The sequence below is a fragment of the Polaromonas sp. P4_F4 genome (assembly GCF_056401355.1).
Map to the genome: position 1 here is coordinate 91538 of NZ_JBFUJO010000019.1, position 15021 is coordinate 106558.

The window sequence follows — 15021 nt, forward strand, 5'->3', positions numbered from 1 at the left end:
GCCCGGGTTGAAACCCGATTTAAACCCGGCCGCAGCGAATACTTGCCCAGAATAGCGCACCTGGCGCCCTAACCCATGGCGCGCGGCCTCGCAGCCCTGCCGCGCAACCGCCCGAAAGAAAGCCCGACGTGAATCAATTCGACAAAAAATCCCAAGCCTGGTCAGCCCTGTTCTCCGAACCCATGAGCGACCTGGTCAAGCGCTACACGGCCAGCGTGTTTTTTGACAAGCGCCTCTGGCAGGCCGATATCACCGGCTCGCTGGCCCACGCCGACATGCTGGCCGCGCAAAAGATCATCGCACCCAGCGACCTCGCGGCCATCCAGAAAGGCATGGCGCAAATCACCGCTGAAATCGAGGCGGACACGTTTGAATGGAAACTGGACCTCGAGGATGTGCACCTCAACATCGAAGCGCGGCTGACCCAGCTGGTGGGCGATGCCGGCAAGCGCCTGCACACCGGCCGCAGCCGCAATGACCAGGTTGCTACCGATGTGCGCCTGTGGCTGCGCGGCGAGATTGACCTCATCGGCGGCCTGCTCGGTGACCTGCAAAAAGCGCTGGTCGACATTGCCGAGAAAAACGTCGACGTGATCCTGCCCGGCTTCACCCACCTGCAGGTGGCGCAGCCGGTGAGCTTTGGCCACCACATGCTGGCCTATGTGGAAATGTTTGCGCGGGACGCCGAACGCATGGCCGAGATCCGCCAGCGCGTCAACCGGCTGCCGCTGGGCGCCGCCGCCCTGGCCGGCACCAGCTATCCGCTGGACCGCGAGCGCGTGGCCAAAACCCTGGGCATGGTGGACGAGCAGGGCCGCGCCTGTGTCTGCCAGAACAGCCTGGACGCCGTCAGCGACCGCGACTTTGCCATTGAATTCACCGCCGCCGCCACCCTGGCCATGGTGCACATCAGCCGCATGAGTGAAGAGCTGATCTTGTGGATGAGCCAGAACTTCGGCTTCATTCACATCCCCGACCGCTTCACCACCGGCTCGTCCATCATGCCGCAGAAGAAAAACCCCGACGTGCCCGAACTCGCCCGCGGCAAGACCGGCCGCGTGGTCGGCCACCTGATGGGCCTGATCACCCTGATGAAAGGCCAGCCCCTGGCCTACAACAAGGACAACCAGGAAGACAAGGAGCCACTGTTCGACACCGTCGACACGCTGAAAGACACGCTGCGCATTTTTGCCGAGATGGTGGCTGGCATCACCGTCAAGCCTGAAGCCATGGAAACCGCCGCGCTGCGCGGCTACGCGACCGCCACCGATCTGGCCGACTACCTGGTGAAAAAGGGCCTGCCCTTTCGCGATGCGCATGAAACGGTGGCGCATGCCGTCAAGGCCGCCATCTCGCATGCGGTGGACCTGTCGGAACTGCCGCTGGCGGTGCTGCAGCAGTTCAACCCGAGCATCGAAAAAGACGTTTACGATGCTTTAAGCCTGCGCGGCTCGCTCAATGCCCGAAACATCCTGGGCGGCACCGCCCCGGCCCAGGTGCGGGCGCAGATTGCAAGGCATCGCGCCCGCCTCGCCTAAGTTCCGGCTAAGGTGTACTTTGTAGACTGAACAGCTACGAAGGACACAACAATGCGTTATGTGACACCCCCGTCCAGGCTCACTGCGTGTAGCCTGCTCCCCCCTCAAGGGAGCGGCGCCTGCGGTCTGGCAAAGCCAGTCCCGCGACTCCCACTGGTTGTACCCGCTGGAACTCTTCAACCCAGCATGAGCCGCGGAACCGGCTTTGCCGGGCCGCAGGCGGGCGGCCCCCGAGGGGCTGGAGCCCGCGGCTCCAAGCCTGCCTGCGCAGGCTTGGACGGGCGACAGAGGCGAAGCGTCTCGCGAGCCGCGGCCGGCAAGGCCTCGGGAGCTACACGCAGTGAGCGACCGTGGGGGCTCAAATAATGCGCTTACTGCTGGTGGAAGACGACGCCATGATCGGCGAGACCGTGTTGCACGTGCTGCGTGCAGAACACTACGCCGTGGACTGGGTGCGCGACGGCAGCATGGCCGACCAGGCCCTGCGCAGCGAGCAGTACGACCTGGTGCTGCTCGACCTTGGCCTGCCGCAGCGCGATGGGCTGGAAGTACTGCGCTCACTGCGCGCGCGGCGCAATGCCACACCGGTGCTGGTGGCCACGGCGCGCGACGCCATCGGCGACCGGATCGCCGGGCTGGATGCCGGCGCCGACGACTATGTGGTCAAACCCTATGACATCGACGAGTTGCTGGCCCGCATACGTGCCCTGATACGGCGCAGCGCCGGTCGGGGCGAACCGGTGTTTGAGCACAAGGGCGTCAGCCTCAACCCCGCCACCCGCGAAGCCAGCGTTCATGGCCAGCCGGTGTCGCTGTCCGCACGTGAGTGGGCCGTGCTGGAGGCCCTGCTGGCCCGCCCCGGTGTGGTGCTCTCGCGCGCCCAGCTGGAAGAAAAACTGTTCAGCTGGAAAGACGAGGTCAGCAGCAACGCGGTGGAAGTCTATATTCACGGCGTGCGCAAAAAGCTCGGCAACGAGCTGATTCAGACTGTGCGCGGCCTGGGCTACCTGGTACCCAAGGAATGAGCCGCACCACCCCGCCGCCAGCCACCGGCACGCACTCGCTGCGGGGCCGGCTGCTGTGGTTTGTGCTGGCAGCCATCCTGCTGGCGGCGCTGTTGCAAGCCGCGACCGCCTACCGTGGCGCCCTGCAGCAGGCCGACGCCATGTTCGACGACCATCTGCAGCAGATGGCCCGTTCGCTGCGCAGCGGCATTCCCCTGGGCTCGCCGCTGATCGACGGCGACGAAGACGCCAGCTTTGACCTCTATGTGCAGATCTGGGGCCAGGACGGCACCCAGCTCTTTCGCTCGACCCGCTCGGCCTTGCCGCCGCGTGCGGTCCTGGGTTTTTCCGATGTCGAGGCCAACGGCAATCGCTACCGGGTCTACACGCTGCAAACCGCCCTGCAAACCGTTCAGATCGCGCAAGACCTCGACGCGCGTTCGGCGCGTGCCCGCGCACTCGCCCTCAGGGCGGTGCTGCCCTTTGCCCTGCTCACCCCGCTGCTGATGCTCGCGGTGTGGTGGGTGATCAGCCTGTCGCTGGCGCCCATAGAACGCGCCCGCCGCCAGGTGGCCGGCCGGTCGGCGGACGACTTTTCTCCGCTGGCCCCGACCGGCCTGCCCGACGAGGTGCGCCCACTGGTCGACGAACTCAACCTGCTCTTCGGCCGGGTGCGCGGCGCGTTCGACGCGCAGAAGAATTTTGTTGCCGATGCGGCGCACGAGTTGCGCTCACCCCTCACGGCCCTGAAGCTCCAGGCCCAGGCGCTGCGCCGCAGTGATGACGATCCGGCGGAACGCGAAGCGGGCATTGCGCGGCTGAACCAGGGCATAGACCGGGCAATACGCCTGGTGGAACAGCTGCTGGTGCTGGCGCGCGAAGAAGCCGGCCCGGGGGAAAATACCGAGGGCAGCGGTGACGTCAACCTGCACGAGGTGGTCAAGCTGGCGGTGGCCGACGTCTTGCCGCTGGCGGGGCACAAGCAGATTGACCTGGGCCTGGCCGATGAGCAGGGTACGCAGGTGCCGCCGGTCCCCGGCCAGGGCGAAGCCCTGCGCGTCATGCTGCGCAACCTGCTCGACAACGCCGTCAAGTACACACCGGCGGGTGGTCAGGTCGACGTGTCGCTGCAGCAGCAGCAAGGCCAGCCGGTGCTGACGGTGGAAGACAGCGGGCCCGGCATTGCGGCGCAGGACCGCCCACGCGTGTTCGACCGATTCTTTCGGGCCAGCGACGTAGCGCTGGAAACCGGCAGCGGCCTGGGGCTGGCGATTGTCAAGGCGATTGCCGAGCGGCACGGCGCAACACTGGCGCTGGAGCGCTCGTCCCGGCTGGGAGGGCTGAAGGTTGAGATCCGCTTTGCGCCCGGCCCTACGGCCACTACGGCCACTACGGCTGCTTCGGCCGCAGCGCAATAGCCACTGCGGGGCCGCGCCCACCCGCCCATCTGCTCACCTTAAGCCTCGTCTAAGGCTGGCTCCCCATAGTTGGTCCTGTGGGCACGAGGCGTGCCCGATGTGTGTCCGATATCTATATCTGTCTCCAACGCAAGGAAGCCAACCATGACATCCGCAGCATTGAAAAATACCCGATTGATCGTTGCCCTGCTGGCCGCTGGCGCCATGGGTGGTGCCAGCGTCAGCGCGCTGAACGCCCTGCATGGCAGCGCCGTTGCCGCCCCTGCCTCCGCAGCCGTTGCCACTACCGGCGGCGTGGCCAGCACGCCCGTGGCGCTGCCCGACTTCTCCCGGATCACCGAGCGCCACGGCCCAGCAGTCGTCAACATCAGCGTCACCGGCACCACCAAGGTGTCCAGCGGATCACCTCTGGCCCAGGGCGATGATGACGACGATGCTCTGGCCGGTGATCCATTTTTCGAGTTCTTCCGCCGCTTCCAGCAGGGACAGGGCCGACAGGGCCGCGGCGGCCAGCAGGAAGTTCCCACCCGAGGCCAGGGCTCCGGCTTCATCGTAAGCAGCGACGGCATCATCCTGACCAATGCGCACGTGGTGCGCGATGCGCGCGAAGTCACGGTCAAGCTGACCGACCGGCGCGAATTCCGCGCCAAGGTGCTGGGCGCTGATCCCAGGACCGACGTCGCCGTGCTGCGGATTGCGGCCAGCAACCTGCCGGTGGTGACCCTGGGCAAAACCAGCGAATTGAAGGTCGGCGAGTGGGTGCTGGCGATTGGTTCGCCCTTCGGTTTTGAAAACACCGTGACGGCCGGCGTCGTCAGCGCCAAGGGTCGGTCCCTGCCCGACGACAGCACCGTGCCCTTCATCCAGACCGACGTCGCCATCAACCCCGGCAACTCGGGCGGCCCGCTGTTCAATGCCCGCGGCGAGGTGGTCGGCATCAATTCACAGATCTACTCCCGCAGCGGCGGCTATCAGGGCGTGTCGTTTGCGATTCCGATCGATATCGCGGCCAGGATCCAGAAGCAGATCGTGGCCAACGGCAAGGTGGAGCATGCGCGCCTGGGCGTGGCGGTGCAGGAAGTGAACCAGACCTTTGCCGACTCGTTCAAACTCGACAAACCGGAAGGCGCCCTGGTGTCCACGGTTGAAAAAGGCAGCCCGGCCGAGAAGGCGGGCCTGCAGTCCGGCGACGTGATTCGCAAGGTCAATGGCCAACCCATCGTCTCCTCGGGCGACCTGTCGGCCCTCATTGGCCTGGCCGCCCCCGGCGACACCGTCGCGCTCGACGTCTGGCGCCAGGGCGCCGCCAAATCGCTCACGGCACGACTGGCCAGTGCCGACGACAAGTCCGCCCAGGCCGCCAGCAAAAAAGACTCGCCCAGCCAGGGCAAGCTGGGCCTGGCCCTGCGTCCGCTGCAGCCCGACGAAAGGCAGGAGGCAGGCCTCGACAGCGGCCTGGTGGTGCAGCAAGCCAGCGGCCCGGCGGCGCTGGCCGGCGTGCAGGCTGGCGACGTGCTGATCGCCATCAATGGCACACCGGTCAGGAATGTCGAGCAGGTGCGTAGCGTGGTCGCCAAAGCGGACAAATCGGTGGCGCTGCTCATCCAGCGTGGCGACAGCAAGATTTTTGTGCCGGTGAACCTGGGCTGAAGTCTGCGGAGATGGCGAAAAAGGATGGGTGCCGGTTGACCGGTATAAAACGGTATAAAGGAGGAGGCGATGCCGCGGGGCCGTCAGCCGCAAACTGATTCCTCCCACCCCGCCCTCCTGGTCTGAGGAGGGCATTTTTTCATCGGATCATCCATCCCCGCCAGAACACCGCCGATAGCAGCCGTCTTGACACCAAGACACGGAAAGAAACCATGGAGACAAGCCATGTCGCAAGTACTGTTTGAAAAACACGGGCCCGTCGCCATCGTCACGCTCAATCGCCCGGAGCGCCTGAATGCCATCAGCGAAACGTTGCTGGACGACCTGCACGCCGCCCTGCTCAAGGCCCAGCTCGATGAGGACATCAAGGCCATTGTGCTTGCCGGCGCAGGCCGGGCGTTTTGCGCGGGTGCCGACCTGAAGGAATTTTCCGGGCAAGCCGCCACCGCCCGGGACACATCAAACTATGCCGAAAAAATCCAGCAGGTCACGCGCGACATCATGTTCAACGGCAAGCCCGTTGTCGGAGCCATCCAGGGGTTTGCCGTGGGTGGGGGTTTCGAGTGGGTGCTCAACTGCGACATGGTGGTAGCGGCCGAAGATGTGGTCTGTTTTTTTCCCGAAATGAGCTGGGGGCAGTTTGTGACCGGTGGCGTCACCCATCTGTTGCCCCAGGCTGTGGGCCACCAGCGTGCCATGGAACTCTGGTTGCTGGGCGAGAAGCAAAGTGCCGACACGCTCTACCGGCTCGGCCTGGTCAACCGCGTGGTGCCCAAGGAGAAAGTGCTGGAGACCGCAATCGCGCTGGCCGAGAAGATCAGCGAGCGCTCCACTTTCACCGTGTCGCGCCTGAAAAAGATGGTCAATACGCAACTCTCAGGTCAACTGGCAACGGCCTTGCAGCTGGAAGCCGAAGCAGCGGCCAGTGCCATGGGAAACGAGGACACCCAACAGCGCGTTGCGGGCTTTACCGCCCGATAAACAGGGCAGCACCTCGCACCGCTGAAGCCTTTTTTTGAAACTGAAATTGCATGACGGTGATGACCGCGCGATGACCATGGCTGCCTGGCCCAGGCCTTGATTCGTGTCCTCGCCAACCTTCGGCATTTGTCCGCCGCGGACGCACCGGACCACGTGCCAACGTGAGAAAAATTACACCGGCACGCCTGATTCCAAAAAACTTTCAAACCGCCGGGCTGCCAAACTGGCTACGATGCGGGTCGAGAACCCAGGAGTTACCTCACCCATGCCCGTCATCACCAATATCGAAGACCTGCGCGTTCTGGCGCAAAAACGTGTTCCCCGCATGTTCTACGACTATGCCGACTCCGGCTCGTGGACGGAGAGCACCTACCGCGCCAACGAGAGCGACTTCCAGAAGATCAAGCTGCGCCAGCGCGTGGCCGTCAACATGGAAAACCGCAGCACGGCCACGCAGATGATTGGGCAAAACGTTGCCATGCCGGTGGCCATCGCCCCGACGGGCCTCACCGGCATGCAGCATGCCGACGGCGAAATCCTGGGCGCCCGTGCGGCCAAGAAATTCGGCATTCCGTTCACGCTGTCCACCATGAGCATCTGCTCCATCGAGGACGTCGCCGCCGGCACGGACCGCCACCCTTTCTGGTTCCAGCTGTATGTGATGAAGGACCGCACCTTCATTGAAGGCCTGATCGACCGCGCCAAGGCCGCCAATTGCTCGGCGCTGGTGCTCACACTGGACCTGCAAATCCTCGGCCAGCGCCACAAGGACCTGAAAAACGGCCTGAGCGCACCGCCCAAACCCACGCTCGCAACCATCCTCAACCTCATGACCAAGCCCCGCTGGGGCCTGGGCATGCTGGGGACCAAACGCCACGGCTTTGGCAACATCGTCGGCCACGTCAAGGGCGTCGACAACATGGGCTCGCTTTCGGAATGGACGGCCAAGCAGTTCGACCCGGGCCTGAACTGGGGCGATGTCGAATGGATCAAAAAGCGCTGGGGCGGCAAGCTGATCCTCAAGGGCATCCAGGACGTGGAAGATGCGAAACTCGCCGTCAACTCGGGCGCTGACGCGTTGATCGTGTCCAACCATGGCGGCCGCCAACTCGATGGGGCGGCCTCCTCCATCTCTGCCCTGCCGGAGATCGTGGAAGCGGTGGGCCAGCAAATCGAGGTGCACATGGACGGCGGTATCCGCTCGGGGCAGGATGTGCTGAAGGCAATGGCGCTGGGCGCCAAGGGCACCTACGTCGGCCGCGCCTTCCTGTACGGCCTGGGCGCCATGGGCGAACAAGGCGTGACGAGAGCGCTGGAAATCATCCACAAGGAGCTGGACCTGACCATGGCGTTTTGTGGCCGCACCAACATCAACACGGTGGACAAAGGCATCCTGCTGCCGGGGACGTACTGACCACAGGGCACCGGCCGGGGACTCACAATTCTGAAGAAAATCTCATTCTGGTTAAGCAAAGTTCTTATGGCCAGAAGAAGTCGCCAGTACGGCTGTTTACCGCATCTGCTACGGCAAGGGTGAAATCTCGTAGTCCATGGCGTACAAATGCTTGCCATCGGCAATCTGGATGCTGAGCGTGCCGGTGAGGCCGGTCAATTCACCAGTACCGGAATCGGGCACCACGCTGACTACCAATTGCGGTGCGCCCCGATTCATGGTGCCGCTGTGCTGCAACACAAAGCTGCCGCTTTTCCCGTTCAGCGTGCCGGTCACGCATTCCATCGCGACATAGCCGGCCGAGCCTTTGACAGCCGTGCCCGCGCTGAGCATCTCGCCCTTGCTGGTGGCCTGCAGGTCGCCGCTGAAGGTCTTATTGATGGACAGCCGCCCCATCAGTGGCCCCGCGTCCGCATTCGCCAGGGATTGCGGCACGAGATTGACTTCAAAGCTTCCGGCGGCATGGGACGGCATGGTATTCACTTTCAATGGGAGGTGGCAATGCCGGCCATGATGCCAGAGTGCCTGCAGTTTTACCGCTGCCCGAAGGGCCGGGCCGGCACCGTTTGCAGGTAAGCGTGCAGCGCCCGCGTATCGACATCGTTCATGGCCGACAGCGATCCAAACGGCATCACCTGGATGGCTGTGCCGTCAGGCCGTTTGCCGCTGCGCATCATGGCCATGAACTGCGCTGCGTCCTTGTAACGCCCCATGGCACTGCCCTCGCCGGGCGTGATGTTGGCGGCCGCCGGCCAGTCCGGGGGGCCACCGGGAATCTTGCCGCCCGACAGCTTCTCGCCATGGCAGCCGATGCACATATTGGCCACATAGGCGCCATGCTGCACCGTCACGGCAGCCGCCACCGGGGTTGAAGGCGGCAGCGAGTGGTCAATCCGTTGCGCCGCATCTGGAATGGCGTCAAAACCGTAGAGCACCCAGGCCGGCAGGGGCAGTTCGATCACAGCGGCGCGGGAACTTTGTGGCGGCAAGCTGCGCACATACGCCACCAATGCGGCCAGGTCTTCATTGGTGAAGCGGTTGTAGTCCTCGCTGGGCATGATCAGCGCCGGGCGCCCATCGGGCTTGACCCCATGGCGTATCGTGCGAACCCAGTCCTCGGGCTTGTACCCGGCCACCACGCCGCCAGGCGTGATGTTGGGCCCGGCGATGCGCGTGCCTTTGCCGTCATTGACAAAGTCGCGCCCGCCCCCGTTCGCGCCATGGCAGTCAACGCAACCGCGCGACTGGAATAAATATTTGCCACGCTCCAGCGCCTGGCCATCCGAGGCGTACGCCACGGGTTGAACCGGCACACTCACCTGGCGCATGCGTTTTCGGTCGGCCAGCTGCGTGCCCACCACGGCCGCACCCGCGACCAGCAGTACGGCCAAGCCCAGGCCGGCAGCGCTCCATTTAATCCAGCGTTTCATGGTATTTCCCCCTCCATTAGCCTCGAAGGCGTGCCACCACCGGGCAGCATCGTCGCAGGTAATCGGCCAGTGTAGGCAGCCGCGGATTCTTTGTCAGTGACAAAATAACATTGCCTGGCGTGAAACCGGTGTGGGCAGCCAAAGCAATCAGTCCCCCCACACTCGCGCCCGCATCGGCGTGGAAGTCGGTATCCGGGAGGTTGACCACACAAAAGCGATGGCACGTCGACGAACGCTATGCTTGCCATGTGAACGTTTCAACCCTGCCCCACGGCGCCAGACTGCGCCGCATTGCCCACCTCGACATGGACGCATTTTTTGCGTCCATCGAGCTGCTGCGCTACCCGCAGCTCAAAGGCCTGCCGGTGGTGATTGGTGGCGGGCGGCGCAAGGTGGATGAAGAACTGCTGGCGGCGCAAGGCGAGCGAGCGCTGCGCTTCATTCCAGTGGAAGATTTCCCGCTGCTCAAGGACTATGTGGGCCGCGGCGTGATCACCACGGCAACCTATGCCGCGCGGCAATTTGGCGTGGGCTCGGCCATGGGCATGATGAAGGCCGCCAAACTCTGCCCGCAGGCGATTGTGTTGCCGGTCGATTTTGAAGAAGTGCGCAAATACTCGCGGCTCTTCAAAAGCACCATCACCGAGATTGCCCCTGTGATGCAGGACCGCGGGGTGGACGAGGTGTATATCGACTTCACCGATGTGCCCGGCGGCCAGCGCGAGGGAGGCCGGGTGCTGGCGCGGCTGATCCAGAAAGCCATTTTTGAAAAGACCGGCCTCACCTGCTCGGTTGGCGTGGCGCCCAACAAGCTGCTGGCCAAGATGGCCAGCGAGTTCAACAAGCCCAACGGCATTTCGATTGTGTATGAGGAAGATCTGCAAACCATGATCTGGCCGCTCAACGTACGCAAGATCAACGGCATTGGTCCCAAGGCGGGGGAAAAGCTGGCGCGGCTGAACATCCACACCATCGGCGAGCTGGCCGCACAGGATCCTTCGCTTCTGATTGCCAACTTCGGCAAGGCCACGGGCGCCTGGATGCACGAGGCCGCCTGGGGCCGTGACGACCGACCGGTGGTCACCGAGAGCGAGCCCGTCAGCATGAGCCGGGAAACCACCTTTGACCGCGACCTGCATGCGGTACGCGACAAGGCGGTGCTTGGCGCCATCTTCACCGATCTGTGCAGCAAACTGGCACAGGACCTGCAGCGCAAGGGCTATGTGGCCAAAACCATAGGCATCAAGCTGCGCTATGACGATTTCAGGATTGCAACGCGCGACCAGACCGCCGACAGCTACACCGCTGACGGTCAAGCCATCCGGAAACTGGCGGGCCTGTGCCTGAAGCGGGTTCCGCTCGAGAGAAAGCTGCGCCTGCTGGGCGTTCGCGCCAGCACGCTGGCCAAAGCCGGTGAAGAGCCGGTGCCCGAACAAAAATCGCCATCATCCCGATCGGGAAGCCCGCAACAAGGGCAACACGGTATTGAATCGACAGCAAACGATCAATTGTTTTAGCGCATCGACCGCTCCATCTTCAGCGCTAGCTAGCACTCCTTTCAGAGCCACCATCCAGCGGTGCAAGGTCGGATAAATAGACACGGTTGCCGAGCTGCAACTCATGCCCTTTCTGCCGGGCGGCCTCGAAGGCGGCAAACTCTTCGGCCGTGGGGTGGTGGTCGTGCTTCCGGTGCGGCAGCGGCAGGCCCGGCGCCGTGGCCCCGCCGCCGCTGTGCTTCGCATCAGGCCGGCTGGTCTCGAAGCCCTGAATCTGGCCGTTGACCTGCCAGTACACCGCGGACACCGTGATGCCGTACCGCGCGGCCGCATTTTTGGTGATCGCCACACCCAGGACGACCAGTTGCCCGGGACGGCCTTCGCGGTTGTGCAGGAAGTCGGTGGACAGATCAACCAGAACTGAATACTGGTGACCGCGCCTGTCGTTGCGCACCACACGGAACCGGTAGCTCGCCGACAAGATGCCGTGGGCCTGCATCGTGACCGTGATGGCCTCATACAGCATTTTTCGCCGGAACCACATGCGCTCTTCAAGACTCATCTTGACGGGCGTGGTCTCCGGCCCGGCAGGCTCGGATTTTGAGCGCTTCCCGGTGCTAAACAGATTCTTGAGTACGAACATGCTGGGGTGACATCAGGGCTATTTCGCCGCAAAGAAAACGTAGTCGGCCGTATAGCCTTCCTTGCTGCGCTTGCCGGCGTCGGCCTTGGTCTCGCAGCCCTTGGCCGGCGCATTGCCGCCTGCCGTGTTGAGACGCTGCACGCTGGTGACGCTGGCCATCCTGCCGGTCGCATCGCTTGATTTGGCGGACAGCAGCAGCAGCGGAATGTCTGCCGCTCGCTCACCATCGGCGCGGGCCTTGACGGTGCCTACGGTCTTGCTGCCGTCAAGCGCCGCCCAGCTGGGGCCGGCACCGTGGGTGCCGACTTTCTCGTTTTTCTGGTTGAAGAGATCAGCCTCGGGCGCCACAAACACCCAGGCCCAACCGCCCTTGTCGGCGGCGCGGCATTCATAAATCTGCGAACCGACGGCGTGCCAGGTGAACGCCACGCGCTCGCTATCGGCGGGCCTGAGCGCCGCAGGCACGGGTTTCGCGGCGTTTGCGGATCCTTCCGGTTTGGACGAGGCGCAAGCACTGAGCAGGCCGGCGCATAGCGCAGCCAGAACCAGGCTGGTGGCGGCTGATGGAATTGCGGAAATCGATGTCATGAAAACCTCCTGAAATGAATTGATGGATAAACAGCCGGTCGGCTGAGGCGCGTAGCCAGGTGCCCTGGTTCCGCCGCCTTGCCTGCAAGGGACAAACGCTGCGTTTTGAAAATCGGATGCAGATTCGCAAAAATATTTTTGTCACGAGGCCTGGGCGTTTGCCGCCCGGCAAAACTCCAGGAACTTCATATACTCGGCCGCATGAAGCTGGACACTGATGCGGACACCCGTAGCCTGGAAGCGCTGATCGCGGCTGCGGCGCAAGGCGACCATGCCTGCTTCGCCCGGATCTATTCACGCACCCATATGCATCTGTTTGGCGTTGCCCTGCGTATATTGAGACATGGACAGGCGGCCGAGGATGTGCTGCAAGAGGCGTATGTGAGCATCTGGAAAAATGCCGGCAGCTATCGCAGCGAGGTAGACGGGCAAACCATTCAACCCATGACATGGCTGATTGCCATCGTCCGCAACAAGGCGCTGGACGCCTTGCGCTCCCGCACGCGCCGCAAGGAAAACGAATTACCCGAGTCCGGCGACGTGGACGAAGAAGACACCGAAACCACCGCAACGCCCGCCCCCAGTGCCATGCAGCTTCTGGAACAAGCCAGCCAGGCCCTGCATATAGAAGGCTGCATGAATGCGCTGGAAGGCAGTTACCGCCAAAGCCTGGCGCTTGCCTACTACCAGGGCTTGTCGCACACCGAGGTGGCGGCGCAAATGGGCGCGCCGCTCGGCTCCGTCAAAGCCTGGATACGGCGCGGGCTGGAAAAACTCAGAGGCTGCCTGGCCGCGCAGGGAGTGACGCCATGAGGTACACCCACCCTGAACTGCTGGAACACCTCGCCTCGTCTTATGTGCTGGGCACGCTGGCGGGCGGCGCACGGCGCCGCTTTGAACGCCTGCAGCGCGACCGCGCCGATGTGCGGATGCTGGTGACGCAGTGGGAAACGCGGCTGGGCCAGCTGGCCATGTCAGTGCCGACCCAGCGGCCTTCGCCGCAGCTGTGGGCCGCTATTGCCGCACGTACGCAACCCGACCGGGCACCCGCTGCACCGCCTGCCATTTCCCCTTCGGCCTCCTGGCTGGGCTGGCTCAAGCCGGCAGGCTTTGGCCTGGGTGGCCTGGCGGCCGGGGTGATAGCGGCCAGCGCGCTGTTTGTAGCCATGCCCTCGCTTTTCATGTCCAGCGACCAGATCGCCATGCGTTCGGGTGAAAAACTGCCACAAAGCTATGTAGGCCTGCTCACCGATGCGCAGGGCAACGGCAAGCTGCTGGTGAGCTCGCTGCGTCACGGCAAGACCATGACGGTCAAGGTGATAGGCCCGATCACACCGCCCGCTGCCGGAACGCTGGTGCTGTGGGCCGTGCCCGCCAATGCGCCGGCCTTTGCACTCGGCGCCGTGCCCACCAGCGGTTCGGCCGTTTCCATGTTGCCCGACACGTCGGAGAAGCTGCTGTCCAAAGTGGGCAAGCTGATGGTGACGCTTGAGGCCAGCGCAACGCCTGCCGTTCCTGGCGGGACCGTGGTCTTCAGCGGCAATTGCGCGAAGTTGTGGTGAGCCTGCCAGGCTCCCCCGCTGACAGGCCAACCCAGATGACACAAGGCCGAAAAGACCTGCCACCGGAAATGAGCCATACCGAGTTCACGGCCCGGGGCTTTGCCCTCACTGCACAGGTGCTGACTCGCGCCGAGTGCGAAGCCGTCGCCCGCCGGGTTGCGGAGGTTCCGGCAGGCTCGGCAGGAACGCGTTGCCTGCTGTCCCAAGCCTGGTGCCGGGCGCTGGCTGCAAAAATCAGCCAGCATCCATCACTGTCGCCGCTTATTCCTTCCGATTTTGTCGCCACGCAATGCACCTACTTTGAGAAATCGCAGTCTCGCAACTGGCTTGTGCCCATGCACCAGGATTTGAGCATCCCGGTTGGCGGTCGCGTAGAGCACGAAAGCCTGGGCGGCTGGTCCGAAAAGGAAGGCACCCTGTATGTTCAACCGCCGGTCGAACTCCTGCAGCAGCTGGTAGCGGTGCGCCTGCACATCGACGCTTGCGGCGTCAACGACGGTCCGCTGCGAGTGGTGCCCGGTTCGCACCTGTGCGGCCGGCTTCCGGCAGAGGCGGCGGCCGCCGCCCGCCAGTCGCTGGCTGAGTTCGTCTGCACGGCCGGGCAAGGAAGTGCGATGGCCATGCGCCCGCTGCTTTTACATGCGTCGTCGAAATCTACGGGCAGCAGCATGCGCAGGGTTCTGCATTTTCTGTATGGCCCCCGCGAATTCCCGTTGGGCCTTCGGTGGCAGCATGCGGTTTAAGAGCCTGTTCACGATTTATTTGGGGTCGCGTTGGGACGCAATCGGGATGAGTTGGCTGCCAACATCACGCCGCATGGGCTCATGCCCATGCAAGGGATTTGGTTGCCAAATCGCCCGATTTCGTCCCAACCCGAAGGGCAGGTGCCTTTTCGGGCCGTCTGCGGCGTTGCACTGCTTGCCAATAGCCGGGCTATTGGCGGCGCACTGCGCCTTGCAGCCCATCCCGAAAAGACAACTGCGCAACCCCAAATAAATCGTGAACAGGCTCTAAGCCGAATGGCACTTACTTTGGCTCATAGGCATGACCATGCCTCTGGACGTGTCGGCGAGCCTGGTCGCGGGGCACCTTCAACCAGGGGTAGGGTTTGGGCCTTCGTTTTCGCATTCGCGGCTCGATGCGTCCGGGTCGATGGCCGACCCTGCATTGTGCGATCAACGTGAATAGCCGCCCGCAATCCTTCGTGGCCGAGAGGCCTCGCGAGACCCACTCTGTCCACAGTTGCACCGTGTGCTTG

The 15021-nt window shown here is 63.7% G+C and carries 14 protein-coding genes and 1 pseudogene; 10 read left to right on the forward strand and 5 right to left on the reverse strand.

The annotated features are described in order from the left end of the window. Positions 1-128: 128 nt before the first annotated feature. From argH to AC1DUR_RS18840, 6 genes are all read left to right on the forward strand, one after another. Positions 129-1538, forward strand: coding sequence for an argininosuccinate lyase (gene argH, locus AC1DUR_RS18815; protein ID WP_477720322.1), 1410 nt, complete (start codon positions 129-131; stop codon positions 1536-1538). A gap of 365 nt (positions 1539-1903) precedes the next feature. Next, the gene (locus tag AC1DUR_RS18820; protein WP_011484566.1) at positions 1904-2563 is read left to right on the forward strand and encodes a response regulator; all 660 of its coding nucleotides are present in this window, start codon (positions 1904-1906) and stop codon (positions 2561-2563) included. Continuing rightward, a complete protein-coding gene (locus tag AC1DUR_RS18825) occupies positions 2560-3960 on the forward strand; it encodes an ATP-binding protein (protein WP_477720323.1) in 1401 nt (466 codons plus the stop codon). The genes AC1DUR_RS18820 and AC1DUR_RS18825 overlap by 4 nt, the downstream gene beginning before the upstream one ends. A 144-nt stretch (positions 3961-4104) precedes the next feature. Continuing rightward, complete coding sequence (locus AC1DUR_RS18830; protein ID WP_477720324.1) at positions 4105-5610, forward strand: Do family serine endopeptidase; 1506 nt, start codon at positions 4105-4107, stop codon at positions 5608-5610. A gap of 225 nt (positions 5611-5835) precedes the next feature. Further along, positions 5836-6591, forward strand: coding sequence for an enoyl-CoA hydratase/isomerase family protein (locus AC1DUR_RS18835; protein WP_477720325.1), 756 nt, complete (start codon positions 5836-5838; stop codon positions 6589-6591). 265 nt (positions 6592-6856) lie between these two features. Further along, positions 6857-8005 carry an alpha-hydroxy acid oxidase gene (locus AC1DUR_RS18840; protein WP_477720326.1) on the forward strand — a complete coding sequence of 383 codons (1149 nt, stop codon included), beginning with the start codon at positions 6857-6859 and terminating at the stop codon, positions 8003-8005. Positions 8006-8113: 108 nt separating this feature from the next. Here the strand turns inward: AC1DUR_RS18840 and AC1DUR_RS18845 are convergent, their stop codons facing one another. Both AC1DUR_RS18845 and AC1DUR_RS18850 read right to left on the reverse strand, forming a co-directional pair. Beyond that, complete coding sequence (locus AC1DUR_RS18845; protein ID WP_477720327.1) at positions 8114-8518, reverse strand: DUF3224 domain-containing protein; 405 nt, start codon at positions 8516-8518, stop codon at positions 8114-8116. Positions 8519-8577: 59 nt separating this feature from the next. Next, entirely contained in the window at positions 8578-9474 is an 897-nt protein-coding gene (locus AC1DUR_RS18850; protein WP_477720328.1) for a c-type cytochrome, read from the reverse strand. 305 nt (positions 9475-9779) lie between these two features. Between AC1DUR_RS18850 and AC1DUR_RS18855 the strand changes: the two genes are divergently transcribed. Next, positions 9780-10991 carry a Y-family DNA polymerase gene (locus tag AC1DUR_RS18855; RefSeq protein WP_477720337.1) on the forward strand — a complete coding sequence of 404 codons (1212 nt, stop codon included), beginning with the start codon at positions 9780-9782 and terminating at the stop codon, positions 10989-10991. Between the two features lie 25 nt (positions 10992-11016). Here the strand turns inward: AC1DUR_RS18855 and AC1DUR_RS18860 are convergent, their stop codons facing one another. Continuing rightward, complete coding sequence (locus tag AC1DUR_RS18860; protein ID WP_477720329.1) at positions 11017-11613, reverse strand: RNA-binding protein; 597 nt, start codon at positions 11611-11613, stop codon at positions 11017-11019. A gap of 18 nt (positions 11614-11631) precedes the next feature. Then, positions 11632-12201: a DUF3455 domain-containing protein gene (locus AC1DUR_RS18865; protein ID WP_477720330.1), complete on the reverse strand. Its 570-nt coding sequence runs from the start codon at positions 12199-12201 to the stop codon at positions 11632-11634. Positions 12202-12402: 201 nt separating this feature from the next. Here AC1DUR_RS18865 and AC1DUR_RS18870 point away from each other — a divergent pair, with 201 nt between their 5' ends. The 3 genes from AC1DUR_RS18870 to AC1DUR_RS18880 are packed head-to-tail and all read left to right on the forward strand — an operon-like array spanning position 12403 to position 14506. Further along, the gene (locus tag AC1DUR_RS18870; RefSeq protein ID WP_477720331.1) at positions 12403-13014 is read left to right on the forward strand and encodes an RNA polymerase sigma factor; all 612 of its coding nucleotides are present in this window, start codon (positions 12403-12405) and stop codon (positions 13012-13014) included. Then, complete coding sequence (locus tag AC1DUR_RS18875; protein ID WP_477720332.1) at positions 13011-13763, forward strand: anti-sigma factor; 753 nt, start codon at positions 13011-13013, stop codon at positions 13761-13763. Before AC1DUR_RS18870 ends, AC1DUR_RS18875 begins: the two co-directional genes overlap by 4 nt. Before the next feature lie 35 nt (positions 13764-13798). After that, on the forward strand, positions 13799-14506 hold the full coding sequence (locus AC1DUR_RS18880) for a phytanoyl-CoA dioxygenase family protein (protein WP_477720333.1): 708 nt from the start codon (positions 13799-13801) through the stop codon (positions 14504-14506). Between the two features lie 283 nt (positions 14507-14789). Here AC1DUR_RS18880 and AC1DUR_RS18885 read toward each other — a convergent pair. Further along, positions 14790-15021, reverse strand: a pseudogene (locus AC1DUR_RS18885) (IS4 family transposase); the annotation flags it as partial.

What these genes read in the sequence shown, in the direction of transcription:
- AC1DUR_RS18825 (WP_477720323.1), top strand. Translation starts at nt 2,560, where the DNA reads ATGAGCCGCACCACCCCGCCGCCAGCCACCGGCACGCACTCGCTGCGG.
- AC1DUR_RS18880 (WP_477720333.1), top strand. Translation starts at nt 13,799, where the DNA reads ATGACACAAGGCCGAAAAGACCTGCCACCGGAAATGAGCCATACCGAG.
- AC1DUR_RS18865 (WP_477720330.1), bottom strand. Translation starts at nt 12,201, where the DNA reads ATGACATCGATTTCCGCAATTCCATCAGCCGCCACCAGCCTGGTTCTG.
- AC1DUR_RS18870 (WP_477720331.1), top strand. Translation starts at nt 12,403, where the DNA reads ATGAAGCTGGACACTGATGCGGACACCCGTAGCCTGGAAGCGCTGATC.
- AC1DUR_RS18855 (WP_477720337.1), top strand. Translation starts at nt 9,780, where the DNA reads ATGGACGCATTTTTTGCGTCCATCGAGCTGCTGCGCTACCCGCAGCTC.
- AC1DUR_RS18830 (WP_477720324.1), top strand. Translation starts at nt 4,105, where the DNA reads ATGACATCCGCAGCATTGAAAAATACCCGATTGATCGTTGCCCTGCTG.
- AC1DUR_RS18850 (WP_477720328.1), bottom strand. Translation starts at nt 9,474, where the DNA reads ATGAAACGCTGGATTAAATGGAGCGCTGCCGGCCTGGGCTTGGCCGTA.
- AC1DUR_RS18875 (WP_477720332.1), top strand. Translation starts at nt 13,011, where the DNA reads ATGAGGTACACCCACCCTGAACTGCTGGAACACCTCGCCTCGTCTTAT.
- AC1DUR_RS18840 (WP_477720326.1), top strand. Translation starts at nt 6,857, where the DNA reads ATGCCCGTCATCACCAATATCGAAGACCTGCGCGTTCTGGCGCAAAAA.
- AC1DUR_RS18845 (WP_477720327.1), bottom strand. Translation starts at nt 8,518, where the DNA reads ATGCCGTCCCATGCCGCCGGAAGCTTTGAAGTCAATCTCGTGCCGCAA.
- AC1DUR_RS18820 (WP_011484566.1), top strand. Translation starts at nt 1,904, where the DNA reads ATGCGCTTACTGCTGGTGGAAGACGACGCCATGATCGGCGAGACCGTG.
- AC1DUR_RS18835 (WP_477720325.1), top strand. Translation starts at nt 5,836, where the DNA reads ATGTCGCAAGTACTGTTTGAAAAACACGGGCCCGTCGCCATCGTCACG.
- AC1DUR_RS18860 (WP_477720329.1), bottom strand. Translation starts at nt 11,613, where the DNA reads ATGTTCGTACTCAAGAATCTGTTTAGCACCGGGAAGCGCTCAAAATCC.